Source organism: Pantoea latae, from assembly GCF_002077695.1.
GTDB lineage: Bacteria > Pseudomonadota > Gammaproteobacteria > Enterobacterales > Enterobacteriaceae > Pantoea > Pantoea latae.
In genome coordinates, this window is the sequence record NZ_MWUE01000016.1 from 27,600 (window position 1) to 52,679 (window position 25,080).

The following is a 25,080-nucleotide window of genomic DNA, read 5'->3' on the forward strand; positions in this document are numbered from 1 at the left end:
GGTCATCAGAACGGCAAAGCCCACAAAAATTGCCAGTTCCATCGTTTCCTCCTCAGAAAAGTCCTAATAATTTTAGTGGCTGCGCGCGGGGATTTTAGTCAGGACGTGCGATTTATCCTAAAAAATGCGGCCGGGTTCGCCCTTTATCACGGGATGGCCGCGCGGGTGAGGGGCCAAAAGGGGTGAAGCGCGCCGCCGGGCTTTGCTACTCTTGGAGGCAAACTCACCACGTTTATGAGGAGACAACGTGAAACATTACGGGAAAACGCTGCTGGCGCTAGGCGTGCTGGCCTTAACTGCCTGCCAGTCAGCCGGTAAACCTGACGCCGCCGCAGCGGGCGCGGATGCGCAAAACGACACCTGCGGCGCCTCGCAGTATCAGAGCTATGTCGGCAAGCCGCTCAGCGCCGTTAGCAGCCTGCATTTCGACACGCCGGTGCGCGCCATTCCGTGGAACAGCGCGGTGACAATGGACTTTAATCTGCACCGCCTGAACTTCCTCGCGGATAAAAGCGACACTATCACCCAGGTTTACTGCGGCTGAGGCGTCATAAAAAAAGCGACGCATTGTCATGCGGCTGTCATCGCCGACAGCGAGGATAGATTGTGGATAACAGAGATTTCCTCGTCACTCTCAATATGCAATGCTCGTCTTGTTTATTCCCGCTTCGGCGGGAATTTTTTTGCCTATTCCTGCGCGCCCGTTTCCATTAATTGCGCCAGTAGCTGACGATAATTTTCCAGCCGACGCGCATCGCCTTCCACTTCCAGCCGCTGGATCACGCGCGCGATCACCGCTTTATTGGTCGCGGGCTGACCTGCTTCCATTAATTCGCGCAGGATCACCGCCAGCAGATCGGACTCCTGCGGAGCATTCCAGGCGGGGCTGTTGAAATAGTCCACAATCGCACGGCTGGCACTGTTTTGAACTCTCATAACCACCTCTGCTAAAGCGACGGCGTAGCGATCACGAGGCGCGGGCGCAGCGTGAAGACTCAGCGTGATGTTAACTGTGAACCTCGCGACAGGATGCGGCGGAGGCGTTAGCGTGGCCAGGACGGCCCACCGACGTCAGCGAAAACTGGCGTTTTTTTAAACATACAACCGACGCCAGAACTTGTCAGTAACAGGCTGACATATTTTTTCATCGCTGCTGACATTCTGCTGAACTGCCTTCGCTGCGGCGCTGAAAGCGGCTCAGGATCCACTGGCAAAAGGCGTTAACAGCCTATATGCGCCAGCAAAAAGCGCGCGGCGCAGCGGAAAACGGTTTTTTTCATTTCGTGCCATGTTTTGCCGCTCGGCGGCAAAAGGGCGTTGCTACACTGTCGCCTCCCTCTGTTATCGCCAGCTTGCTCATGCCACGCACAATAGAACCCTGGAAAATCAATCTTATCTCGGTCTGGTTCGGCTGTTTTTTTACCGGCCTGGCCATTAGCCAAATCATTCCTTTTCTGCCGCTCTATATCGAACAGCTGGGCATTTCCGGCGGCGACGCGCTCAGCCTCTGGTCTGGATTGACCTTCAGCATCACCTTTGTTATTTCGGCCGCCGTCGCGCCGCTATGGGGCAGCCTCGCCGATCGCAAAGGGCGCAAGCTGATGCTGCTGCGCGCGGCGTTCGGCATGGGGGTGGTGATCCTGCTGCAGGCGTTTGTTACTCAGGCCTGGCAGCTGCTGCTGCTGCGCGCGCTGATGGGCTTAACCTCCGGTTATATTCCCAACGCCATGGCGCTGGTGGCGGCGCAGGTGCCGCGCGACCGCAGCGGCTGGGCGCTGAGCTGCGTCTCCACCGGCCAGATTGGCGGCGTGATCCTCGGCCCGATGCTCGGCGGTCTGCTGGCGGACTGGGTCGGCCTGCGCATGGTGTTTATCGTCACCGCCGCGCTGCTGCTGGTCAGCTTTCTGGTGACGCTGTTTTTGATTAAAGAGACCGGCTACACGCCGGTGAGCAAGAAAGACAAACTGAGCGGGCGCGAGGTGTTCGCCTCGCTCGATAATCCGAAGCTGATGCTCTGTCTGTTCGTCACCACCATGGTGATCCAGATGTGCAACGGCTCGGTTAACCCGATCCTGACGCTGTTTGTGCGCGAGCTGGCGCCGACGGCGGAGAATATCGCCTTTCTCAGCGGGGTGATCGCCGCGCTGCCGGGTATTTCAGCGCTGATCGCCGCGCCGCGTCTCGGCAGGCTGGGCGACCGCATCGGCACCCAGCGCATTCTGCTGGCGACGATGGTGGTGTCGCTGCTGCTGCTGATCGCCATGTCGTTCGTCACCAGCGCCACCCAGCTTGGCGTGCTGCGCTTTCTGCTCGGCTTTGCCGACGGCGCGATGATGCCGGCGGTGCAGACGCTGCTGGTGCGCCACTCGCGCGACAATATCACCGGCCGCATCTTCGGCTATAACCAGTCCTTTATGTATCTCGGCAACGTCGCCGGCCCGCTGCTCGGCGCGGCGGTGTCGGCCGTAACCGGCTACCGCTGGGTCTTCTTCGCCACCGCGCTGGTGGTGCTGATCAACGTGCTGCTGCTGAAGCGGTTTTACCGTCGTCCGCGCACGGTGCTGGAGCCGCAGCCGAAAAGCGCAGCGCATAGCGCCAGCGACGCTGAGTCAACAGAAACTCGGCGCTGACGCTCGGGCTCCAGGAGTCATCGCCGCCGACGCCCATATGCGCCGCGTCCAGATGCAGCCAGCAGCCCGGCTCCGCGCGCAGCAGATGACGGTGCGAGGTCGCGCGCAGCTGTTCGAGGCTGTAGCGGCCCAGCGCAAAGCTAAAGTCGCCGCCGATCCGCCAGTTTTCCACCTCCAGCCGCTGGGTGGCGCCGCGCAGGCCGTTTTCGCTCGGGAACACGTAGGGCGTATAGAGCGCGTCGAGCGGCAGCTGCCAGCGCGAAAACTGCGCCGCCAGCTGGCGGTCAGGGTAGTTCTCGTGCGGACCCAGCCCCAGCCAGGCGACCTGCTGCGGCGCGGCGGTGAGCTGGCAGCGCAGGCCGATGCGCGCGGGCGCGGGCAGACCGGCGGCCTGTTCTACCTCAACCTCCAGCTGCATCTCGCCCTGGGCGTCGATGCGATAGCGCTTGCGGCTGAGAAACGCCAGCCTGTTTTGCGCATACCAGCCGTGCAGCACGTTGACCTGGACCGCGTCAGGCAGCGCCTCAGCGCTTAACTGCTCGACGCGGCTGGTCAGGGCGTCGTAGCCGGCCGCTTTCCAGCGCTCCGACCAGGCGTTGGCATCGACGCGCTCCGCTTCGCTGGTGCCGATATCGTTATCCAGCGGCGCGCGAATAAAGCAGTCCTGCAGCGGCGACAGCAGCATCGCCTGCGCATCTGTCATCCACTGCGTCAGCTCGCCGCTGCGACGGCTAAACAGCCAGCGCTGGCCGCGATGGCGGATGACGATAGTCTCGCTATCCTCTTCCAGCGTCGGCGGCTCGCCGGCGGCTGGCTGCGGCGGCAGCGCCAGCGCGGCGGGCAGCGGCCACTGATGCCAGGCGACGCGCCAGTCGGCAACCGACCAGGTTGTGGCGTCGCGCTGATGCACAGCGACGTTCAGCCAGCAGCTGCCCGTCAGATTCTCCACCGGCGGGATCACAATGCGCTGCGCGCCCTGCGGCGCGATATCCAGCGCAACCTCGCCCTGCGCCACCACCTCGCCCTGCTGCTCGACGCGCCAGCGCAGCACCTCGTTATCGCTGCGGCGGAACAGGAACTCGCTGCTGACGGTGAAGCACCAGGGATCGCCCGCGTCCGGCGCGAACTGAAAGAACTGCTGCGCGCGCTGCGCTTCAAACAGCGCCGGATGCGGCGTGCGGTCGGCAAATACCAGGCCGTTCATGCAGAACTGACGATCGTTGGGCTTATCGCCGAAATCGCCGCCGTAGGCCTGCCAGGGCGCGCCGTTGTCGTCGTAGCGCGTCAGGCTCTGGTCGACCCAGTCCCAGACAAAGCCGCCCTGCAGGCGCGGAAACTGGCGAAACGCCTGCCAGTATTTCGCAAAGCCGCCGAAGCTGTTGCCCATCGCGTGGGCGTATTCGCACAGGATCAGCGGCCGGTTTTCGCCAGGCAGGCCGATCCACTTTTTCAGTGACCATTTCGGCACGGCGGGGAAGGGCTGATCCTCGTCGACGCGCGCATACATCGGGCAGAGAATGTCGGTCGCCGCGCTGTTGGCGCCGCCGCCCTCATACTGCACCGGACGCGTCGCATCGGCGCTTTTCACCCAGCGGTAGAGCGCGTCATGGGTGCTGCCGTGTCCCGACTCGTTGCCCAGCGACCAGATAATAATGGAACAGTGGTTGCGGTCGCGCTGCACCATGCGCGTCACGCGCTCGCTAAAGGCGGCGAACCAGCGCGGGTCGTCCGCCAGGCGGCTCATCGGCTGCATGCCGTGGGTTTCGATATTGGCTTCATCAACCACATAGAGGCCATAGCGGTCGCACAGCCGATACCAGAGCGGATGATTAGGGTAGTGCGAGCAGCGCACCGCGTTGAAGTTATGCTGCTTCATCAGTTCGATGTCGCGCCGCATCGTTGCCTCATCCACCACCTGGCCGCTCTCGGGGTGATGCTCGTGGCGGTTGACGCCGCGTATCAGCAGCGGCTGACCGTTCACACAGAGCAGGCCGTTTTCGATGGCGACGCGGCGGAAACCGACGTCATACGCTTCAACGTCCACCACCTCGCCCTGCGCGTCGAGCAGCGCCAGCGTGGCGCGATAGAGCGCAGGGGTTTCGGCGCTCCAGAGCGCGGGCGCGTCAACCGGCAGGCGCAGTTCGGCGCGTTCCGCATAGTGACCGCGCTCGTCGATGATCGCGCTGCCGAGCGGCTGTTCGAGGGCGCCAATGCGCGCGCCATCGCGCCACAGCGTCAGCCGCAAACGCTGCGTCGGCTGCGGCGCAGCGATGCGCACGCGCGCCACCAGCTCGGCGCTGCGGTACTCGGGGCTGAGCGGCGTCTCCAGCTGCACGTCGGCGAGGTGCGTCGCCGGTTTATGCAGCAGCGACACGTCGCGGAAAATGCCGCTCATGCGCCACATATCCTGATCTTCCAGCCAGGTGCCGTCGCTCCAGCGCAGCACCATCACCGCCAGTCGGTTGGCGCCGCGCGTCAGTGCGGGCGTCAGGTCGAACTCGGCGGGCAGGCGGCTGTCCTGCGAATAGCCGATCCAGCGGCCGTTGCACCAGAGATGGAAGGCGGAGTTGACGCCGTCGAAAATGATCCGCGTCTCGCCAGACGCCAGCCAGCTGTCGTCAACAGTGAATGTGAGCGAGTAACATCCGGTCGGGTTATCGGCGGGAACCGCGGGCGGCGTTGCCGCGATTGGGTACTGAACGTTGGTATAAATGGGGGCGTCATAGCCGTGCAGCTGCCAGTTAGCCGGCACGGGGATGGTGCCGGCGTCGGGCAGGTCCTGCAGCAGCCAGCTGGGCGGAACCGCTTCTGGCTGGCTGAAATAGCTAAAGCCCCACTGGCCGTTCAGGCTGCGCAGCGCCGGGGAAGGCTGCTCGTCGCGCGCCGCCGCCTCGCTGCGCCAGCTGGCGAACGGCGGATGCGCGTCGAGACGATGGTGGCTGGTGACCACCGGATTTTTCCAGTCGCGGCGGGAAAGAATCTCATTCAGTGAAGCCTGCAACAGTGACATAGAAACGCCCTCAAAATGTATTGCGCTCACAATGCGGCTTTTGCCAGCTGCTGTAAAGAGGATCGGCGGCGTCAGCGGTGAATTATGCGCCCCCGATCGGGTAGCAGACGCCGCCGGATGCGATTTTTTTGCCACTTTCGTGCCAGTAAATCGTTAAGCCTGGTATGCAATGGTTAATACCACGCGTAGTCAGAGAATTCTCTCTTGTCGCCTCTTTTGGCCGCTCATACACTCAGCGCGTTTTCCTTCACTCTGAGGTTGTTATGGTACGTATTGTCAAACTTGCCGCAGTCGTGGCACTGGTCACCGCGCTGAGCGGTTGTCTTTTCCCGCCTCCGGGTGGTGGTGGCGGCTGGGGTGGCCCAGGTGGCGGCGGTTGGGGCGGCCACGGTCACGGATTTGCTGACCCGCGTTAATTCCCCCTCACGCTCTTTTATTCAGGGCGAAAAGGTTTACCGTCTCGCTTTATTAACGGCAAAACCTTTCGCCTGTTTTTACTCCCCGCCTTCTCTCCTTTTATTAGCCAAAATCCCGAGAAAAAAGAGCAGGAAAAGCCGCTAAAAACGCTGTTGTTTTATTTTAGCGGGTGATAACTTCGCTCTTTATTTACCCATGGGACAAGGGCATGAAGAACCTTATCGCAGAACTCCTGGTAAAACTGGCGGCAAAAGAAGAAGAGTCAAAAGAACTGGTGGCTCAGGTCGAGGCGCTGGAAATTATCGTTACCGCGATGCTGCGTAAGCTCGAGCCCGAACAACAGCACGCCATCGCCGCCGGTATCGATCACGCCATGCACAACGCGGGCGCCGGTACCAGCAGCGAAGATGCGCTGCTGCTGCGCAACTACCTCGATAAACTCCTGAATCATCCACGCGTCTGATCGCTGCCGCAGTGCGATCGACGCTGCAAATTCGTGCGAAATTTCACCGCTGCCTTTATCGCATGCCAGAATTAACGGGGTTAACTATCAGGGGAGTGCAGATGATGAAAGGGTATATAGCGGCGGTCGTGATGGCCGGTGTGCTGGCCGGCGGCATGAGCGTGGCGCCGGCGGCGGAGAAAACCGCGCAGCAGCAAAAAATGGCGCAGTGCAATCAGCACGCCAGCACGCAAAATCTCAAAGGCGACGCGCGTAAATCCTTTATGAGCGAATGCCTGAAAAAAGAGAGCAAGCTCTCCGGCATGACGCCGCAGCAGATGAAAATGAAAAGCTGCAACGGCGAAGCGGGCGATAAAAAGCTCAGCGGCGACGCGCGTAAAACCTTTATGAGCAGCTGCCTGAAAAAAGCCTGACCCCTGCGTCACACGGCCGCGCGCCGGCTGTGTGACGCTTCCTCTCGCATCATTCACACTTGCTAAAACTTTAAACCGGCTGCTTAACAACGGCTTAGCCGCATTTCTGCTTTTCAGACGCAGGGTTCCGCTTTCCTTTGCCACACTTACTCTTTGTAGGGGTTTGCGCCTGCTCAGCTTGCGCATGTCAATAACGACCAACAAGGAGCCGCGTCATGAACTATCAGCCTGTTATCGCCTTAAACGATCTGCCCGATCGCCAGCCTACCAAAACTAAAATAGCCGACACCGAGATCCTGCTGGTGCGCGACGGGGAAAAGGTGCGCGCGTATCAGGCCAAATGTCCCCATGCGGGCGCGCCGCTGGAGCAGGGCGCCCTGTGCGGCGATAAGCTGGTCTGTCCCTGGCATAAAGCGGTGTTCGCGCTGGAGGATGGCCATATGTGCGAACCGCTGGCGCTGGCCGATCTGAAGCAGTATCCGCTGCGCGTCGAGAATGGCATCGTGCAGGTCAACCCAAAAGCGATGTCATCTGCGACGCCCATCGGCAGCGGCGGCGAGGCGCCAGTCTATGCGGTGCTGGGCGGCGGCGCGGCAGGCAGCGCGGCAATCTGGACGCTGCGTCGCGAAGGCTTTAAAGGCAGAGTGGTGCTGGTGGAGCGCGAGCCGGAAGCGCCCTATGACCGCACCGCGCTGACGAAATTCGTGCCCGCCGGCAAGATGGACATCAAGGATGTGCCGCGCATCCTGAAAGAGGATATCTTGCAGCATGTCGACCGCGTGCAGGGCGAAGTGTCGCGTCTCGATACGCGCGAGCAGCGCATCCACTTCGCCGACGGCGAATCGCTGTTTTACGACAAGCTGCTGATCGCCTCCGGCGGCGCGCCGCAGCGCCCCGAGCTGCCCGGCAGCGATCTGGCGGGCGTGCACCTGCTGCGCTCGCTGAAGCAGGCGGACGACCTGCTGAAAGAGGTCGATCAGAGCCAGCAGCTGGTGATTATTGGCAACAGCTTTATTGGCATGGAGATGGCTTCCGCGCTGCGTAACCGCGACGTCGAAGTGACGGTGGTGGCGCGTCATCCGCTGCCCTTCGCGCGCCAGTTCGGCGAGCAGATAGGCCGCTATTTCCGCGATCTGCACGGCAGCAACGGCGTGCGCTTTGTCGATGGCGATCCGGCGGCGCTGGAAGGAGAGCATCACGTAACCTCGCTGCGTATGCAGGACGGCCAGCGTCTGAAAGCAGATGTGGTGCTGCTGGCGACCGGCATTCAGCCCGCCACCGGATTTATTCACGACCTGTCGCTGCGTGAGGATGGCAGCCTGCTTGCCGACAGCCAGCTGCGCGTCAGGGAGAACGTCTGGATCGCCGGGGATATCGCCAGCTACCTGACGCCGCAGGGGCCGCTGCGCATCGAGCACTATCGCGTGGCGCATCAGCAGGGGCGCATCGCCGCTTTTAACATGCTCGACAAGCGCATGATGTACGACCGCGTGCCCTTCTTCTGGACCACCCATTTCGGCACGCGCTATGAGTATCTCGGCCATGCGGAAACGTGGGATGAGTACCGCTTAATCGGCTCGCTGGAGGAGAAAAAATTTATCGCGCTCTATGGTCAGCAGGGCAAGCTGGCGGCGGTCTTCTCCTGCGGCATGTATACCCTGACGGCGGCGCTGGTGCTGGAGATGCAGCAGCCGATGACGATGGGGCAGGCGCTGGCGCGGGCAGAGAGCGGCCAGGCGTAGCGAGAGCGGGCGGAGCCTGGGCTCCGCCGCGTGCGTTACTTCTTGCTCAGCGCTTCGGACTTCGCCATACACTGCTGCATCGCCTCGATTACCGCGGCGCGGAAGCCTTTCTCTTCCAGCACTTTGACCGCTTCGATGGTGGTGCCGCCGGGCGAACAGACCATATCCTTCAGCTCGCCGGGGTGTTTGCCGGTCTCCAGCACCATCTGCGCCGAGCCTTTCACCGCCTGCGCGGCGAACTGATAGGCCTGCGCGCGCGGCATGCCGCCGAGCACCGCGGCGTCCGCCATCGCTTCGATAAACATAAACACGTAGGCGGGCGCGGAGCCGCTGACGCCGACCACCGAGTGGATCAGATATTCGCTTACCACCGCCGCTTTGCCGAAGCTTTCAAAGATGGTCACCACCTCGTCGATCTCCGGCTGCTCGACCAGCGCGTTCGGCGTGACCGAGGTCATGCCCTCGTTAACCAGCGCCGGCGTATTCGGCATGACGCGCACGATTTTACGGTCGTGGCCCAGCGCCGTCGCCAGCGAGTCGAGCGTTACGCCAGCGGCGATGGACACCACCAGCGCCTCTTTTTTCAGCTGGTTCGCCAGATCTTTCAGCACTTTCAGGATCACGTTGGGTTTGACCGCGCCGAACAGGATATCTACCTCGCGCGCCAGCGCCTCGGCGCTTTCGGCGGCGTGGATGCCGTACTCGCGCGCCAGCGCCTCGTTGGCCTCCGCCTTGCGGTCAAATACCCAGATGTTCGAGGGCGCCACCTGGCCGCTTTTCACCAGTCCGCCGATAATGGCTTTGGCCATATTGCCGCCGCCGACAAACCCAATTTTCTTCTCCAGCATCGCCGTATCCTTTAAGAAAGTTCGAAAATCTTAACGCGTTAGCTTACTTCAGCCAGGATTAATAACAAGTCAGCGAAGAGGAACCTGCATGGCGGACAATGAAAATCAGAGCCGGCACTATCCGGTGAAAGAGAATATGCGATGGCAACGGATTGAGTGGCGCATTCAGCACGCCGGTTTTGCGCTGCTGCTGCTGATCGTCCTCGCCGGCGCGGCGGGGCTATTTTCCAAGGGCTGGCTGAGCAATCAAAGCGTCACCAGCCCGGACAGCCGGCTGAGCGTCGACTACGAGCGCTTTGGCCGGCGCGAAAGTAATATGGATATGACGCTGCGGCTAAAACAGCTGCGCGGCGATTCGTACCAGCTTCAGCTGAGCGGCCCGCAGCTGGATAATATTCAGCTGCAAACGCTGCAGCCGCAGCCGGACGAGGCCTGGAGCACCGGCGACAGCCTGATGCTGCGCTGGCACCGGCGCGCCGATCAGCAGGAGGCGACGGTCTGGATCGGCACCCAGCCGCAGGATTTCGGCCGCTATCGCGTCACCGTCACGCTGGACGACGCCTCAAGCGTGCGCTTTAGCCAGTTTGTTTACCCTTAGGAGATCGACATGGAAACGGTTTTGCGCGCAGCCAGCATGTATCTGCTGTTAATGGTGGTGTTTAAAATCGCCGGACGCCGCACGCTGATGGAGATGACCTCGTTCGACCTGATCCTGCTGCTGATTATCAGCGAGGCGACGCAGCAGGCGCTGCTGGGGGATGATTTCTCCGTGACCGGCGCCGGGCTGACCATCGTCACGCTGATCGTGATCGATATCCTGTTTGGCGTGATGAAAACCCGCTTTCCGCGCATGGAGCGGCTGATCGACGGCTCTTCGCTGATTCTGGTGGAGGAGGGAAAGCTGCTGCGTCAGCGGGCGAAGCGCGCCGGCATCGACGAAGAGGATATTCTGCAAAGTGCGCGCAGCACGCAGGGTCTGGAGCGGCTGGACCAAATAAAGTTTGCCATTCTGGAGAAGACCGGCAAGATCTCCATCATTCCCAAAGAGTAAGGAAAGAACATGGTTATCTGGGTTGATGCCGACGCCTGTCCCAACGTCATTAAAGAAGTGCTCTACCGCGCGGCGGACCGCACCCAAACGCAGGTGACCTTCGTCGCCAACCAGTCGCTGCGCGTGCCGCCGTCGCCCTGGCTGAAAACCCTGCGCGTGCCCGCCGGATTCGACGTGGCGGATAACGAAATCGTGAAGCGGGTAGAGGAGGGGGATCTGGTGATCACCGCCGATATTCCACTGGCAGCGGAAGTGCTGGAGAAAGGCGGCGCGGCGCTTAATCCGCGCGGCGAGCGCTATTCGCCCGCCACCATCCGCGAAAAGCTCACTATGCGCGACTTTATGGACACCATGCGCGCCAGCGGCGTGCAGACAGGCGGTCCGGCGGCCATGAGCCCGCGAGACCGCCAGCAGTTCGCCAACGCGCTCGACAGCTGGCTGACGCAGCGTCGACGCTGAACTCAGACGAAGCTGTCGTCGTCGTCGTTGAAGTCGTTAAAGCTGTCGTTGCCGAGATCGTTGAGGTCGTTGTTGTCCGCGTAGTTGTTGTCCCAGCCGTTGTTCTGGTCAAGGAAACCGCTGCCGCCGCTGTTAAAGGTGTCGAGATTCTCATCCACCTGCGGCAGCGGCGCGTCGGGTTCGTTGATAATGTTGACGATCTCCTCCGGCTGCGAGTGGTGGAACAGGCTGGTAAGCATATCCGCCATCACCACGCCGCCGGCAACGCCGACCGCCGTTTGCAGCGCGCCGCCGAGGAAGCCGGTGCCGCGCGACGGCGCCGCCGGGGCATTGTTGTACTGCGGCTGCTGCTGTTGCGGCGGCTGGGGGGCGTTGCTCCACGCCGACTGCGGCTGCTGAGGCTGTTGACGCGACCCGCCGCCGAACAGGCTCGACAGGAAGCCGCCGCTGCTCTGCTGTGGCTGCTGCTGCTGCTGCGCCACGCGGTTCTCCAGCTCGGTGATGCGATCGTTGAGCTTTTTCATCGCCGCTTCCTGAATCAGAATTGCCTGCGCCATATAGTAGGGCGCGCCGGGCTGCTGCTGCAGATGCTCTTTAATCAGCTGTTCCGCCGCCGCGTCACGCGGGCCGGTCTGGCTCTCGGCCTGTTTCAGACGGCTGAACAGACCCTCAATCAGTTGGTGTTCCTGGCTATACATAATGGCTCTCCTGTTGCGATAAATAAGTATATGGGGGCGGGGCGCGACAAAGTAAAATCCGCCAGGTAAGCAAATGTTGCCGCCGCTTGATTTAACGCGATCTGCACGAAATGCGCAGGGTTAACCGGTTAAAAATAAAGGAATTAGCCACTAAAGTCCGAAAAGGATGCGCATTTCTTGCTTCGCGGGTGGAGGCGCCAGCGGTTTCCAGTTATCATGCGTCGCATTAGTAAGCGATACATCGTCTTATCGAGCCTGCAACGGCGGAGGAACTGCCCAGATGTCTCAACCCATTTACCTGATCGGCGCGCGCGGCTGCGGCAAAACCACCGTGGGCGAGGCCTTATCGCGCGCGCTGGGCTACGCCTTTCGCGACACCGATCACCATCTGCAGCTCAGCACGCAGCGCAGCGTGGCGCAGATTGTGGCGGATGAGGGTTGGGACGGTTTTCGCGCGCGCGAAACCGCGTCGCTGAAAGCTGTGACCGCCCCCGCCACGGTGATCGCCACCGGCGGCGGCATGGTGCTGGCGGAGCATAACCGTCGCTTTATGCGCGAGCATGGGCAGGTGATCTGGCTCAGCGCGCCGTCGCACATTCTGGCGCAGCGGCTGGAGAGCCAGCCCGAAGCGGCGCAGCGTCCTACGCTGACCGGCCGTCCTATCGCCGAAGAGATGGGCGATATTCTGCGCCAGCGCGCGCACCTCTACCGCGACGCCGCCCATCATGAAGTCAACGCCATGCAGAGCCCGGAGCGGGTGGTTGACGACATCCTGCAGCAGCTTTCGCTGGCGCGCGCCAGCTAGCGGCCGCGCTTTTTCCTCAGAATTCTCCCGCTTTCCCGCCTGGGTTGCGCAGCCTGGCTATACTGATCCTCAGACGGGAATCGTCTCGTCGTGTGGAATACGATCAGCCAGGAGGGATTGAATATGCCGACCAGACCACCTTATCCACGTGAAGCGCGCGTCGTCACTGTCGAAAAAGGGCCGCCGGGCAGCACCGTGACATCATGGGAGTTACGCGCCGATCATCCATCGCCTAATACGTTAATTAGCGAGCATACGTCAGAAGCGGAAGCGCAGGATGCAAAAGTCCGTTATGAAGATGTGGAAAAAGAATAGGGCGATCTCTCTGGCAAGGACGCCAGCCAGAATTTAATTCACTCTCTGCTGCGATTTGCTGTTATTAACTGCCTCTCGGCAGCGAAGCTGTTATCCATTCTGCTATTTCTCTTATCTCCCCTATAAAATCATTTCTCTCCGCCGCTGCTCCGGTTATTTGACTACGCCACAGGCTCACTGACAAAAATTGACGCTTGACCCATTTTCCCCCGCGCTTTAGTTTTAACCCATCGACGCAGGAACTCAGTTCCATATAGTGAAACTTTCATTATGACCACACTCGAAAACGCCGCCGCGGTGCTTAAGCTGTTTCAGCAAAAAGGCGTGACGCAGGGCAATCCCGGGCTGACGTTTACCGATGTCGTCGAAGCGCTACGCCTGCCGAAAAGCACCGTGTCGCGTCTGCTGGCCACCATGGAAAGTCAGGGGATGCTGGAGCGCGATGCGGAGAGCCGCTGTTTTCATATCGGACGGGTGCTGCTGTCGGTCGCCGGACATTATCTCTCCGCGCCGCTGGTGGATAGCGCCGCGCCCGCCATGGCGCGGCTGGCGGATCAGACCGGCTGCATCGGCTATATCTCGCGTCTTGACGGTCGCGATCTGGTGGTGATGCGCATGTTTCACGGGCGTCACTTTACCCAGTTGGTGACGCCGCCAGGCAGCCGCATGCTCGCCGCCGCCACCTCAACCGGGCGCGTGCTGCTGGCGCAGCTCAGCGAAGAGGAGGTGCGCCAGCGCTATCAGCCTGACTGGCAGCCGTTACCGCCGAACTCGCCGCAAACGCTCGATGCGCTCTGCGCGCAGCTGGCGGCGATCCGCCAGCAGGGCTGGTCGCTGGCGCGTAACGAAACGCTGCCCGGCATCAGTTCGCTGGCCGTCGCGCTGCATAATAAATTTCACGGCGATACGGTGGCGCTCTGCCTCTCGTTTCTCTCGCGAGAGGAGGCTCCGGGTTATCCGCCCGCGCTGCTCGACGAATTACGCATCACGGCCCGCGACGTGGCCGAAAAATATGGCGCAACGCCAGACTGAATTCTCTTTTTTATCGGCGCAATACTTTCGCCACACCGGGAAAACACCAGGCCTTCGGGCCTGTTTATTCACACTCACGGACGAAATATAAAAACGACGTAAGCGAGCCTTATTCAGGCTCGCGAAGCGTCATTTCATTTCTACCGGCATTCCTGACGGGGACAGTATGGAGAAGGTTAATCCAGTAAAGCAGGCTGGCGTGGCGATTGTATTAATTGCCCTGTCTGTGGCGGGCGCCATTATTGGCGTGCAGCTTATTACCACCATCGGCGTGACGCCGAACACCTCTATTATCGGCGCGCTGTTCGCGATGCTGCTGGCGCGTATTCCGCTGCAGGCGTTTCGCCGCTATCGCTCGATTGAAATTCAGAATCTCGCGCAGACCGCGATCTCTTCCGCTACCTTCGGCGCGGCGAACAGTTTGCTGATGCCGATCGCGGTGCCCTGGGCGCTGGGTCAGCCGCAGCTGGTGCTGCCGATGTTTTGCGGCGTCAGCGCCGCGATGCTGCTGGACGCTTATCTGCTCTACCGCCTGTTCGATACGCGTGTCTTTCCCGCCAGCAACGCCTGGCCGCCGGGCGTGGCCGCCGCCGAGGCGATTAAAGCGGGCGACCGGGGTGGCCGCCAGGCCTGGCTGCTGGCGGCGGGCATCGTCGGCGGCATCGTCGGTTCAATGCTGAAGATCCCGATGTCCGCCTTTGGCACCGCGTTTATCGGCAATATCTGGGCGCTGGGCATGCTGGGCGTCGGCTTTCTGGTGCGCGCCTATGCGCAACCGGTTGCCGGCATCGATATCAACGCGCTCTATCTGCCGCACGGCGTGATGGTCGGCGCGGGTCTGGTGGCGCTGATCCAGGTGGTGATGGTGATCCGCAGCCGCCGCCACGACGAGCAGAAGGTGAGCCGCGGCGGCAACGAGGTGAAGCGCGCCCTCGGCCTCGGCGGCGTAGGCTACCTGATTATTTCAGCGCTGCTGGCGCTGGCGGGCGGGCTGTGGAGCGAAATGAGCCTGCCGATGCTGCTGCTGTTCGTGCTTTACGCCGCGTTCGCCGCTTTCGTCCATGAGCTGATCGTCGGCATCGCCGCGATGCACTCCGGCTGGTTTCCGGCGTTTGCAGTGGCGCTGATCACCCTGATCGTCGGCATCCTGATTGGCTTTCCACCGCTGGCGCTCTGCCTGCTGTGCGGCTTCACCGCCGCCACCGGGCCCGCCTTCGCCGATATGGGATACGATCTGAAAGCGGGCTTTATTCTGCGCGGCAACGGCGCGGATCTGCAGCAGGAGCTGTGGGGTCGTCGCATTCAGCTGATCGCCGCGATGATCGCCTTTCTGGTCTCTATTCCGGTGGTCTGGTTCGCCCATAACCTCTTCTTTGCGGAAAACCTGCTGCCGCCGGTGGCACGCGTCTACGCAAAAACCATTCAGGCGGGCGCGGAGCCGGGCATCGCCGGCAGCCTGCTGATGTGGGCGATCCCAGGCGCCATTATTCAGCTGATCGGCGGGCCGAAACGCCAGCTCGGCGTGCTGCTCGCCACCGGCCTGCTGATCAATAACGCCATGGCCGGCTGGGCGGTGGTGGTCGGCATTGCGCTGCGCATCGTGATTATCCGCGTATGGGGCGAGCGCGGCCGCTCGCCGATGGAGGTGATGGCGGCGGGCTTTATCGCCGGCGACGCGCTCTATAGCTTCTTTCACTCGCTGTTTGCCAGCGGTAAAAAATAAATAAGGGATCCCATGAGTCTGCAGCAGACGTTACAGGTATTTGAGTTATTCGACAGCGCGCTGGTCGACGGTCAGCAGGTAGTGGATCTGTTTGCCGCTTTCCCCGGCATCACCGCCAGCGTGAAGCGCGTCAGCGGACCTAAAGGGCGCACCGACTTCGTGCGCATCGATATTCCGGGCGCGCAGGGCAAAGCGGGCGGCGGCAGCGCGCCGACGCTGGGCATTATCGGCCGTCTTGGCGGCATCGGCGCGCGTCCGACGCGCATCGGCATGGTGTCCGACGCCGACGGCGCCGTCGCGGCGGTGACCAGCGCGCTGAAGCTGGCGGTGATGCAGAGCAAAGGCGACGTGCTGGCGGGCGACGTGATCGTCACCACCCATATCTGCCCGGATGCGCCGACGCGCCCGCACGAGCCGGTGGATTTTATGGATTCGCCTATCGACGACGTCACCATGAACGATAATGAGGTGGTGCAGGAGGTGGACGCCATCCTGTCGATCGATACCACCAAAGGCAACCGCATTATCAACCACAAGGGATTTGCGCTGTCGCCTACGGTAAAAGAGGGCTATATCCTGCGCGTGTCGGAAGATCTGCTGCGCATTATGGAGATGACCACCGGCCGTCCGGCGGTGACCTTCCCGATTACCACCCAGGATATTACCCCTTACGGCAACGGCATTTATCACCTCAACAGCATTCTGCAGCCCTCAACCGCCACCGACGTGCCGGTGGTTGGCGTGGCGATCACCGCCGAGTCGGTGGTGCCGGGCTGCGGCACCGGCGCGAGCCACGAAGTGGATATCGCGGCGGCGGCGAAGTTTGCGGTGGAAGTGGCAAAAGAGTTTGGCCGCGAAACCTGCCGTTTCTACGACGCAGACGAGTATGCGCGTCTGCTGACGCTGTACGGCAGCCTGAGTCACCTGCGTAAACGAGACTAACAATGACGAAATCCCTGGTTACCCTGACCATTGGTCAGTCGCCGCGCAGCGATATTATGCCGTTGCTGACCGCTTACTTGCCCGACGAGCAGACCGATCATGTCGGCCTGCTGGATGGGCTGAGCGAGGCGGAGATCGCCGCGCGTTTTGCCCCTGACGAGCAGGACGGCGTGCTGGTGTCGCGTCTGCGCAACGGCACCCAGGTGCGGCTGGCGACGGCAAAGGTTGAGCAGGGGCTGCAGGCCAAAATCAACGCGCTGGAGGCGGAAGGCTACGACACCATCCTGCTGCTGTGCACCGGCGAGTTTGGCGCGCTGACGGCAAAAAGCGCGCTGCTGCTGGAGCCGGACCGCATTATTCCGCCGCTGGTCTCCGCCATTGTGCATGACCATCAGGTCGGCATCGTGGTGCCGGTCGCGGAGCAGATCCAGCAGCAGGCGAATAAGTGGCGCAATCTTCAGCGTCGCCCCTGTTTCGCCGTCGCCAGCCCCTATATTGCCGATAACGAGGCGCTGACCGACGCGGCGCTCTCGCTGCAGGAGCAGGGCGCGGACGTGGTGGTGCTGGACTGCGTCGGCTATAACCAGATGCATCGCGACTTTTTACAGAAGCTGCTCGGCATTCCGGTGCTGCTCTCCAACGTGCTGGTGGCCAAACTGGCCGCCGAACTGATTGTCTGATACCGGCGCGATCACAAACCAGGAGGCGAAGCTGCAATTCGCGTGACAGATCAGCGAGTTCGGCTCTACACTGCCAGCTACCTTAATGTGCTGTGAGGAAGTAACATGCTCAATGTTAGTGAGTATTTTGACGGAAAAGTGAAATCTATCGGTTTCGACAGTGCCAGCACCGGCCGCGCCAGCGTTGGCGTGATGGCGGAAGGCGAATACACCTTTGGCACGGCGCAGCCGGAAGAGATGACGGTAGTGAGCGGATCGCTGAAGGTGCTGCTGCCGGGCGAAACCGAGTGGCAATGGTTTGAAGCGGGCTCGGTGTTCAACGTGCCGGGCCACAGCGAGTTTCATCTGCAGGTGGGCGAGCCGAGTTCCTATCTCTGCCGTTACCTGAAAGACTAAAAAGAACGGGCCGCTCAGCGGCCCGTTGCGTTTCTGGGGATCCGAGCGCGGTTTGTTAACGCTGCGCTTCGCCGCCCAGTGCTTCCACCAGATTGCTGGTCAGCGCGGCGAGTTCGCCGGTCATCAGAATAAAGTCGGCGTCGAAACGCTGGGCGAAATCTTCACGATCGATATCGTCGTTCTGCTCGCGCAGCGTCTCGCTGAACTTCAGGCGCTTCAGCGAGCCGTCGTCCGCCAGCACGAACTGGATGCGCTCCTGCCAGTCGAGCGCCAGTTTGGTCACCTGTTTGCCCGCTTCGATATGGTTGGCGATCTCGTCGCACACCAGATCCTGCTTTTTACAGCGGATCACGCCGCCATCTTCGAGGATCGCCTTCAGCTCCGCTTCGTCCATCAGGGCGAAACCGGCGGGCAGATCGCCGGAGCGTACCCACTCGGTCAGCGTCAGCTCGATCGGTTTCTCCAGCGTCAGCGGCACCACCGGCAGCGAACCCAGGCTCTTGCGCAGCAGCGCCAGCGTGTCTTCCGCTTTTTTCGCGCTGGCGCAGTCGACCACGATCAGATTGTTGACGGTATCGATCCAGACAAAAGTCTGGCTGAGACGGCTAAAGGCGCGCGGCAGCAGGCTGTGCAGCACCTCATCCTTCAGGGAATCTTTCTCGGTTTTCTTCAGCTTGCGGCTCTGTTCCGCCTCCAGCTTGCCAATCTTCGCCTCCAGCGCCTGCTTGACCACCGGCGACGGCAGGATTTTTTCCTCTTTCCGCGCGCAAATCACGATCTGGCCGTTGTTGACGTGGGTCAGCGCGTCGCTGCGGTTGCCCATCGGCGACACCCAGCCGGTTTTACTCATATCCTGGCTGCCGCAGGGCGAAAAGGTGTAAGCCTCAAGCTGTTTTTCCATGTCGTCTGCGGAGAGCGGGATCTCCCGGTTCAGACGATAAACCATCATATTTTTAAACCACAACATCACAATTCCTTACCGGGCGCGCGATCTGGCGCACAAGTCGAGAGGTCAGCGCGCATGATAGCGAAACATCGCAGCGGTTTCATTGCCTTTCCCTGACGCCGCTCCTAATGTATCTCTCACCCTGCTGAATAATGAGGAATAACCCGTGCGTATAGGTATTGATTTGGGCGGCACCAAAGTCGAAGTGATCGCTCTGTCTGACGAGGGAATCGAGCTGTTTCGCCACCGCGTGGATACGCCGCGCGACGATTATGCTGCCACGGTGCAGGCCATTGCCGATCTGGTGCGGCTCGCCGAGGCGAAAACCGGCCAGACCGGCAGCGTCGGCGTCGGCATTCCCGGCACCATTTCGCCTTACGCGCACCGCGTCAAAAACGCCAACTCCACCTGGCTCAACGGCCAGCCGCTGGATCGCGATCTGGCGCAGGCGCTGCAGCGCGAGGTGCGCATCGCCAACGACGCCAACTGCCTGGCGGTTTCCGAGGCGGTGGACGGCGCGGGCGCGGGCCAGCCGCTGGTGTTCGCGGTGATCATCGGCACCGGATCGGGCGCGGGCGTGGCGATCAACGGCGAGGCGCGTATTGGCGGCAACGGCAACGCCGGCGAGTGGGGCCACAACCCGCTGCCGTGGATGGATGAAGAGGAGCTGCGCTACCGCGAAGAGGTGCCGTGCTACTGTGGGCAGAAGGGCTGCATCGAAACCTTTGTCTCCGGCACCGGCTTCGGCATCGACTACCGGCGGCTGAGCGGGCAGGCGCTGAAAGGCGCGGAGATCGCCCGACTGATCGCGCAGCAGGATCCCATTGCCGAGCAGGCGATGCAGCGCTACGAAACCCGGCTGGCGAAGTCGCTGGCGCAGGTGGTGAACCTGCTGGATCCCGATGCGATCGTGCTCGGCGGCGGCATGAGTAATAACGATCGTCTCTATCAGACCGTGCCCGCGCTGATGAAGCAGTGGGTATTCGGCGGCGAGTGCGAAACGCCGGTGCTGAAAGCGAAACACGGTGATTCGAGCGGGGTGCGCGGCGCGGCCTGGCTCTGGCCGCTGAAACGTTAAGCCTGGCGCGTCACTGCCGCTGGCCGAAGGCGAATTGCCAGCTCTCCGGCACGCCGACCGGCGGCAGCGGCAGGTTGCGCGCGCTGCTCACCTGCTGCCAGGCGCGCAGGCAGAGCGCCTCGTCGCCTTCGGTGCGCAGCACGCTGTAGCCGCCGTCGGCGCGGCGATGCGCGGAGACCAGGCAGCGCTGGTTGGGATAGCGCGGCGCGACCGTGCTGTTGAAGCTGTCGATCAGCTGCTGCTGCACCGCGTGCAGATAGCGGCACTGCGCGGCGTTGTCGTCGCGGCCGCAGGCCAGATCGCGCGGTGGTTGGTGTTGGCTGCTGCATCCTGCCAGCAGTATGCTGGCGAGCAGCAGCGCGATGCCTGTTTTCATTACGCCTCCTGAGCGCGGGGCAGTTCCAGTTTGCTGTAGCCCAGCCCGTTAATTTTGCGCACCCGGATCTGCACCGGAATACGCTCTTTCATCGCCTCGACGTGGCTGATCACGCCGATAGTTTTGCCGCTGGCGTTGAGCGCATCGAGCGCGTCCAGCGCGGTGTCGAGCGTTTCGGCGTCCAGCGTACCGAAGCCCTCGTCGAGAAACAAAGACTCTATACGGGTTTTCACGCTGACTAAATCTGAAAGCGCCAGCGCCAGCGCCAGACTGACCAGAAAACTTTCGCCGCCGGAGAGGGTGCGCGTATCGCGTGCGGCGTCCGCCTGCCAGGTATCGATCACGTCCAGCTCCAGCGCGTCGCTGGCGCGGCGCTGTAACAAATAGCGGCCGTGCAGCCGGTCGAGCTGGCGGTTGGCGAGCGCCACCAGGTGATCCAGCGTCAGCCCCTGCGCGAAGCGGCGGAATTTATCGCCGCTGGCGGAGCCGATCAGATCGTTCAGCTGGCTCCACTGATCCAGCGCCACCTCGTCCTCTTCGATCTGCGTCATCAGGCTTTGCTGCTGCTGGCGCAGGCGCGCGTCGCTCTGCAGCTGCTGCTGGGCTTCCCCCTGCTGGCGCGCGTTGTCGCGCAGCGCCAGACGCAGCTGCTCAAGCTGCGCCGCCAGCGCGGCAGCGCTCTCGGTCGTCTCTTCGGGCTGGCTGCGCTGATGCGTCGCCCGGCGCTGCTCCAGCTGCTGCTGCTGAGCCTGCAGGGCGTGTCGCTGCCGATCGCACTGCTGAAGCCGAGCGCGCAGCGCGCGCGCCTCTTCTTCATCCAGCAGCGCGGCGCGCAGGCTCGCCTCATCGCCGAAGTCGGCGGCGGCCAGCGCAGCGGCTAACTGCTGCTGCGCCGCGTCCAGCCTCTGGCCGAGGGTTTGCCGACGAGCGTCAAGCTCCGCTGCGCGACCGGCCAGCTGGCTGAGTGCGCTGTGGGTTTTCTGCTGCGCCTCCAGCGCGGCGGCCAGCGCGGCCTCCTGCTGCTGGATCTGCGCCTGCATCTGCCGCCGCGCCGCGGTGACGTCGTCTTCGCCAAACAGCGCCAGCCGCCTGTCGCGCTGCTGCGCCAGCGTCGTTTCGCTTTGCGCGCGCTGCTGCAGCAGCGCGTCAAGCCGCTGGCGCTCGCTTTCCACGCGCTGCTGCAGGCTGACGCACTGCGCCTCGGCGCGCGCCAGCTGCGGCTGCAGCTGGGCAAGCTGCTGCTCGCTCTCATTCCACTGCTGCCAGCGCTGCTGCTGCTGCTGCAGCCAGCCGTCGCGCGCCGCCGCGTCGGGCAGGGCGAGGCCGGCGTCGGCCAGCGCCTGACGCAGCGCATCGCTGCGCAGCCGCCAGTCGCTTTCTTCCTGCGCCAGACGCTGCGTCAGCGTTGTGGCGCGCTCCTGCAGGTTAGCGAGCGTTTGCTGGGCCAGCTGCAGCTGCTGCTGATGCCGCTGCAGCGCCTGCTGATGGCGCAGATGTTCATCTTTCGCCTGCTGGAGCAGACGCGCCGCCGCTTCCTGCTGGCGAACGCGCTGCTGCAGCGCCTGCTCTTCGCGGTTCTGCTGCTGCTGCCAGACGGCCAGCGCCGCGCTGTCGTCCGGGTCGAAGGTGAGCACCAGCTCACGCTGTATCGCCTGCCACTGCTGGCTGAGCGCGTCAAGCCGCTGGGTTTCCGCCGCCAGTTCGTCGCGCAGTCGCTGCTGCTCGGCCTGCGCCTGTTTCAGCGCCTCGCCGGTTTTGATGCCCTCTTCGCGCAGCGCCTCGACGCGCTGCTCCTGCTCGGCCAGCCGCTGCTGATTCTCGCTCAGCGTCAGCGCGGCGTAGCGCGCGACCGCCGGATGCTGGCAGGAGCCGCACAGCGGGCAGGGCTGCTCCGGCTCGAGGCGCGCGCGCCAGGCGGAGAGATCGGCGATATGCTGCTCCAGCTCGCAGATCTTTTTAATATCGGCAAGGACGCTTTTTTCTCGCGCCCAGGCGGCGCGCAGTGCCTGCAGCGAGGCGTCATCCTGCTGCAGACGCTTTTCCAGCGCGGCGAGGCGCTGCTGCCGCGCGCCGATATGCTGCTGCAGCGGCGTCCACTGCGAGGCGAGCACCGCCAGCTGCTGGCGCAGCGGGCGGCTGGCCTCGCTCTGTGCCAGGCTGGCCTGCAGCGCCTGCGGCGGATGCTGCTGCTCCAGATCGGCCAGCGCCTGTTGCGCCGTCTGCAGCGCACCTGCCGCCTGCTGCTCCGCCTGGCTCAGCGGCTCGGCCTGCTGCGTCAGTTCGCTCAGCATCGACTGCTGGCGGCTCAGCGCCTGCTGCTGCTGCTGCTGCTCTTCGCGCAGCGCCGCCAGCGCGCTTTCCCGCTGCGCCAGCTGGGCGAAGCGCTCCTGCCACAGCGTCAGCGACGGCCCCCACTGCGGCAGCGTGCCCTGATCGGCGCGCCAGCTCTGCAGCCGCGCCAGCGTGGCCTGCAGCGCGTCGCGCTGGGCGCTGTCGTTGTGCAGCGCGCGCTCGCTTTGCGTCAGCGTCTGCTGCTGCTGTTCAGCCTCGCGCTGCTGCTGCTGCGCCTGGGCGAGCAGCGCGGCAATCTGCTGATCCAGCGGGATAATCTGTTCCGTCAGCAGCGTCTCCTGCTGCTGCTGCTGGCACAGCGCGGCGTCGCGCGCCGCCTGTAGGGTTTCGCGCTGCTGCTGGTCGCGCTGCACCTGCTGTTCGGCGGCCTGCTGCTGCTGCGCCAGCTGCTGCTGGGTCTGCTGCAGCAGCTGCTGCTCCTGCAGCAGGCTGTCGCGCTGAAGCAGCCGGTCGCGCAGCTTCTCCGCCGGTTCGCTGCGCGCCAGCCGCTGGCGATCCGCTTCCGCATCGCGCCACGCCTGCTCCGCCGCCGCCAGCGCCGCCTGCGCCGCCTGTATCTCGCTCTCCAGCTGCTGCGCCTGCGTCAGCCACTGATGCTGCTGATGCAGCCTGCCGCTCTGCTGCGTCAGCGCCTGCTCCGCCTCGGTCAGCCCGGCCAGCTGTTGCTGCAGCGCCTCGCGCGCGTCGGCGTCGAGCAGCGTCAGGGTGCCGGCGCGGCTGCGCAGGTTCTCCAGCGCCAGCCGCGCCGCTTTGTGGCGCTCATAGATGGCGACGGAGATCTGGCCGTAGATTTCGGTGCCGGTCAGCTCCTCCAGCAGTTCGGCCCGTTCGCCCGGCTTTGCGTTGAGAAAAGCGGCGAACTGTCCCTGCGACAGCATCATTGAGCGGGTAAAGCGCTCGAAGTCGAGACCCGACAGCGACTCGATCAGCTTTAATTTGTCGTTAACCTTGTCGGCGAAAATTTTGTCGTCGACGCAGCGCGCCAGCTCGACGCGCGGCGCCTGCAATTTGCCGTCGGCGGCGCCGCGCGCGCGGTTCTGGCTCCAGAAGGCGCGCCAGGCTTCGCCTTTGATCTCGAACTCCACTTCAGCCAGGCATTCGGCGGTGTCGCGCGTCATCAGCCCGTTTTGCGTCTGCGACAGCACGCCGAGGCGCGGCGTCTGGTGATAGAGCGCCAGGCAGATGGCGTCGAGCAGGGTGGTTTTACCTGCGCCGGTAGCGCCGGTAATGGCGAACAGGCCGTTGCTGGCGAACGGCTCGCTGCGGAAGTCGATAAACCATTCACCTTTCAGCGCGTTAAGATTTTTGAAACGCAGCGTGAGAATTTTCATTCGCTCTCCTCCAGCGACGCGAGGGTGGCGCGGAACAGCTCGTTGAGGCGCGCATGCTCCGATTCTTCGATATCCTCCGCCAGCGCGATGCGGCGGGCGAAGACCTCTTCCACCTTCAGCTCGTTCAGGGTTTCGTTTTTCAGCTGCGCCAGGCTGTGCTGGCGCTGTTCGCGGCTGCGGCGCAGCAGCAGCACCTCGACCGGCAGGTCGGCAGTCAGCGCCTCAACGCGGCGCTGCAGATCGCTGAGAAACTCCTGGGTGGTGACCTCAATATCGAGCCAGACCGCTTTCTCGCCCTGATGATCGGCGAAAGGCGCCAGCTGCGCTTCAATCTCCGCCAGCGAGCCTTTCAGCATCTTCATCGGCTGAAACAGGGGAACGGGCAGCGGCGTGACGGACTGCAGACCGGCGCTATCCAGCTCCAGCAAAAAGACGCTTTTCTCGCTGCCGAGTTCGTCGAAGCTGAGCGGGATCGGCGAGCCGCTGTAGCGGATATGATCGCTGTTGGCGACGCGCTGGGCGCGATGAATATGGCCAAGCGCCACGTAGTCGACCTCAGGAAACGCCGAGGCGGGAAAGGCGTCGAGCGTGCCGATATAGATATCGCGCACCGAATCGCTTTTGCTGACGCCGACGGTGGTGAGATGGCCGGTGGCGATCACCGGCAGCGCCAGCGGATGGGCGCGCGCCGCGTCAACGCTGCGCTGATAGTGCGCGGCGATCGCCTCCAGCAGGCTGAGCTGTTTTTCGCGGCCCGACTGGCCGGCGCGGCTGCGCAGAATATCGCGCGGCCGCAGATAGGGAATGGCGCACAGCAGCGCGCCCGGTTCGCCGGCGCGCTCGCGCAGCAGCAGCAGGTTGTGATCCGCCTGCGGCGTGGTGATCACCTGGGTATTGAGGCAGGCGAGCAGGGCGCGCGACTCGTTAAGGGTCGCCACCGAGTCGTGGTTGCCCGCCAGCACCACCAGCTGACAACCGGTCGGCTGCAGCGCCACCACGAAGCGGTTGAACAGCTCGCGCGCGTAGCTCGGCGGCGTGCCGCTATCAAACAGATCGCCCGCGACGATCAGCGCGTCGACCTGATGCGCCTCAATACGCGCCAGCAGCCAGTCGAGAAAGGCCTGGTGCTCGGCCGCCCGGCTTTTGTTATAGAAAAACTGACCGAGGTGCCAGTCCGCGGTGTGAATGATGCGCATAAAACTCCCTGACGAATCGGTTTGCCGGACGATTATACCGGCTATGGGGCAAAAGCGAAAAAAGCCGCGCCGGCGGTGATAAAGCGGTGTTAAAGCGCTGATTGAGCGGCTATGTTTTTCATAAAAGTGTCATAAATCTGACGCATAATGGCGCCGCATATAACGGTGACAGCGGTC

At 62.8% G+C, this 25,080-nt stretch carries 24 protein-coding genes; 16 read left to right on the forward strand and 8 right to left on the reverse strand.

Translation table 11 applies throughout. From position 1 onward, the window contains the following. Positions 1 to 247: 247 nt before the first annotated feature. Positions 248 to 544, forward strand: coding sequence for an I78 family peptidase inhibitor (locus tag B2J69_RS10560; protein WP_081139225.1), 297 nt, complete (start codon positions 248 to 250; stop codon positions 542 to 544). 143 nt (positions 545 to 687) lie between these two features. On the opposite strand, the gene B2J69_RS10565 is transcribed toward B2J69_RS10560, so the two are convergent. Next, positions 688 to 936, reverse strand: coding sequence for a biofilm development regulator YmgB/AriR family protein (locus B2J69_RS10565; protein ID WP_081139228.1), 249 nt, complete (start codon positions 934 to 936; stop codon positions 688 to 690). 422 nt (positions 937 to 1,358) lie between these two features. Here B2J69_RS10565 and B2J69_RS10570 point away from each other — a divergent pair, with 422 nt between their 5' ends. After that, complete coding sequence (locus B2J69_RS10570) at positions 1,359 to 2,630, forward strand: multidrug efflux MFS transporter (protein ID WP_081139417.1); 1,272 nt, start codon at positions 1,359 to 1,361, stop codon at positions 2,628 to 2,630. On the opposite strand, the gene B2J69_RS10575 is transcribed toward B2J69_RS10570, so the two are convergent. Next, complete coding sequence (locus B2J69_RS10575) at positions 2,515 to 5,640, reverse strand: beta-galactosidase (protein WP_143806273.1); 3,126 nt, start codon at positions 5,638 to 5,640, stop codon at positions 2,515 to 2,517. The genes B2J69_RS10570 and B2J69_RS10575 overlap by 116 nt on opposite strands. Before the next feature lie 625 nt (positions 5,641 to 6,265). Between B2J69_RS10575 and iraP the strand changes: the two genes are divergently transcribed. The 3 genes from iraP to B2J69_RS10590 all read left to right on the forward strand — a co-directional run bounded on the left by iraP (position 6,266) and on the right by B2J69_RS10590 (position 8,675). Next, positions 6,266 to 6,520 (forward strand): anti-adapter protein IraP, encoded by a 255-nt coding sequence (gene iraP, locus B2J69_RS10580; protein ID WP_081139231.1) that lies wholly within the window; start codon positions 6,266 to 6,268, stop codon positions 6,518 to 6,520. Positions 6,521 to 6,624: 104 nt separating this feature from the next. Beyond that, a complete protein-coding gene (locus B2J69_RS10585) occupies positions 6,625 to 6,933 on the forward strand; it encodes a PsiF family protein (RefSeq protein WP_081139418.1) in 309 nt (102 codons plus the stop codon). A gap of 215 nt (positions 6,934 to 7,148) precedes the next feature. After that, positions 7,149 to 8,675, forward strand: a complete 1,527-nt coding sequence (locus B2J69_RS10590; RefSeq protein ID WP_081139234.1) for an FAD-dependent oxidoreductase — start codon at positions 7,149 to 7,151, stop codon at positions 8,673 to 8,675. A 35-nt stretch (positions 8,676 to 8,710) separates the two neighbouring features. On the opposite strand, the gene proC is transcribed toward B2J69_RS10590, so the two are convergent. After that, positions 8,711 to 9,523 (reverse strand): pyrroline-5-carboxylate reductase, encoded by an 813-nt coding sequence (gene proC, locus B2J69_RS10595; protein ID WP_081139237.1) that lies wholly within the window; start codon positions 9,521 to 9,523, stop codon positions 8,711 to 8,713. Positions 9,524 to 9,611: 88 nt separating this feature from the next. Here proC and B2J69_RS10600 point away from each other — a divergent pair, with 88 nt between their 5' ends. The 3 genes from B2J69_RS10600 to B2J69_RS10610 are packed head-to-tail and all read left to right on the forward strand — an operon-like array spanning position 9,612 to position 11,033. Continuing rightward, complete coding sequence (locus tag B2J69_RS10600; RefSeq protein ID WP_081139240.1) at positions 9,612 to 10,121, forward strand: hypothetical protein; 510 nt, start codon at positions 9,612 to 9,614, stop codon at positions 10,119 to 10,121. Between the two features lie 9 nt (positions 10,122 to 10,130). Next, positions 10,131 to 10,574, forward strand: a complete 444-nt coding sequence (locus tag B2J69_RS10605; protein ID WP_081139243.1) for a DUF421 domain-containing protein — start codon at positions 10,131 to 10,133, stop codon at positions 10,572 to 10,574. Positions 10,575 to 10,583: 9 nt separating this feature from the next. Continuing rightward, on the forward strand, positions 10,584 to 11,033 hold the full coding sequence (locus B2J69_RS10610; RefSeq protein ID WP_081139246.1) for a YaiI/YqxD family protein: 450 nt from the start codon (positions 10,584 to 10,586) through the stop codon (positions 11,031 to 11,033). Between the two features lie 2 nt (positions 11,034 to 11,035). Here the strand turns inward: B2J69_RS10610 and B2J69_RS10615 are convergent, their stop codons facing one another. Beyond that, positions 11,036 to 11,731 carry a DUF2076 domain-containing protein gene (locus B2J69_RS10615; RefSeq protein WP_081139249.1) on the reverse strand — a complete coding sequence of 232 codons (696 nt, stop codon included), beginning with the start codon at positions 11,729 to 11,731 and terminating at the stop codon, positions 11,036 to 11,038. 280 nt (positions 11,732 to 12,011) lie between these two features. Here B2J69_RS10615 and aroL point away from each other — a divergent pair, with 280 nt between their 5' ends. From aroL to ppnP, 7 genes are all read left to right on the forward strand, one after another. Continuing rightward, positions 12,012 to 12,536: a shikimate kinase AroL gene (gene aroL, locus B2J69_RS10620; protein ID WP_081139252.1), complete on the forward strand. Its 525-nt coding sequence runs from the start codon at positions 12,012 to 12,014 to the stop codon at positions 12,534 to 12,536. Positions 12,537 to 12,659: 123 nt separating this feature from the next. Beyond that, positions 12,660 to 12,851, forward strand: a complete 192-nt coding sequence (locus tag B2J69_RS10625; RefSeq protein WP_033752762.1) for a YaiA family protein — start codon at positions 12,660 to 12,662, stop codon at positions 12,849 to 12,851. Positions 12,852 to 13,121: 270 nt separating this feature from the next. After that, positions 13,122 to 13,883: an IclR family transcriptional regulator gene (locus B2J69_RS10630; protein WP_081139255.1), complete on the forward strand. Its 762-nt coding sequence runs from the start codon at positions 13,122 to 13,124 to the stop codon at positions 13,881 to 13,883. Positions 13,884 to 14,049: 166 nt separating this feature from the next. After that, positions 14,050 to 15,606, forward strand: a complete 1,557-nt coding sequence (locus B2J69_RS10635; protein WP_081139258.1) for an OPT/YSL family transporter — start codon at positions 14,050 to 14,052, stop codon at positions 15,604 to 15,606. 12 nt (positions 15,607 to 15,618) lie between these two features. Then, complete coding sequence (locus B2J69_RS10640) at positions 15,619 to 16,548, forward strand: DUF1177 domain-containing protein (protein WP_081139261.1); 930 nt, start codon at positions 15,619 to 15,621, stop codon at positions 16,546 to 16,548. A gap of 2 nt (positions 16,549 to 16,550) precedes the next feature. Next, entirely contained in the window at positions 16,551 to 17,228 is a 678-nt protein-coding gene (locus B2J69_RS10645; RefSeq protein ID WP_081139264.1) for an AroM family protein, read from the forward strand. 105 nt (positions 17,229 to 17,333) lie between these two features. Beyond that, the gene (gene ppnP / locus B2J69_RS10650; protein WP_081139266.1) at positions 17,334 to 17,624 is read left to right on the forward strand and encodes a pyrimidine/purine nucleoside phosphorylase; all 291 of its coding nucleotides are present in this window, start codon (positions 17,334 to 17,336) and stop codon (positions 17,622 to 17,624) included. 55 nt (positions 17,625 to 17,679) lie between these two features. Here the strand turns inward: ppnP and rdgC are convergent, their stop codons facing one another. Continuing rightward, a complete protein-coding gene (gene rdgC, locus B2J69_RS10655) occupies positions 17,680 to 18,591 on the reverse strand; it encodes a recombination-associated protein RdgC (protein WP_081139269.1) in 912 nt (303 codons plus the stop codon). A 145-nt stretch (positions 18,592 to 18,736) separates the two neighbouring features. Between rdgC and mak the strand changes: the two genes are divergently transcribed. After that, on the forward strand, positions 18,737 to 19,648 hold the full coding sequence (gene mak / locus B2J69_RS10660) for a fructokinase (protein WP_081139271.1): 912 nt from the start codon (positions 18,737 to 18,739) through the stop codon (positions 19,646 to 19,648). Positions 19,649 to 19,658: 10 nt separating this feature from the next. Here mak and B2J69_RS10665 read toward each other — a convergent pair whose 3' ends face one another. Genes B2J69_RS10665 through sbcD form a run of 3 tightly spaced genes read right to left on the reverse strand, consistent with a single transcriptional unit; the run spans position 19,659 to position 24,903 of the window. Continuing rightward, complete coding sequence (locus B2J69_RS10665; protein ID WP_081139272.1) at positions 19,659 to 20,024, reverse strand: hypothetical protein; 366 nt, start codon at positions 20,022 to 20,024, stop codon at positions 19,659 to 19,661. Further along, positions 20,024 to 23,707, reverse strand: coding sequence for an AAA family ATPase (locus tag B2J69_RS10670; RefSeq protein WP_081139273.1), 3,684 nt, complete (start codon positions 23,705 to 23,707; stop codon positions 20,024 to 20,026). The genes B2J69_RS10665 and B2J69_RS10670 overlap by 1 nt, the downstream gene beginning before the upstream one ends. Then, the gene (gene sbcD / locus B2J69_RS10675) at positions 23,704 to 24,903 is read right to left on the reverse strand and encodes an exonuclease subunit SbcD (RefSeq protein ID WP_081139274.1); all 1,200 of its coding nucleotides are present in this window, start codon (positions 24,901 to 24,903) and stop codon (positions 23,704 to 23,706) included. Before sbcD ends, B2J69_RS10670 begins: the two co-directional genes overlap by 4 nt. Between the last annotated feature and the right edge of the window lie 177 nt (positions 24,904 to 25,080).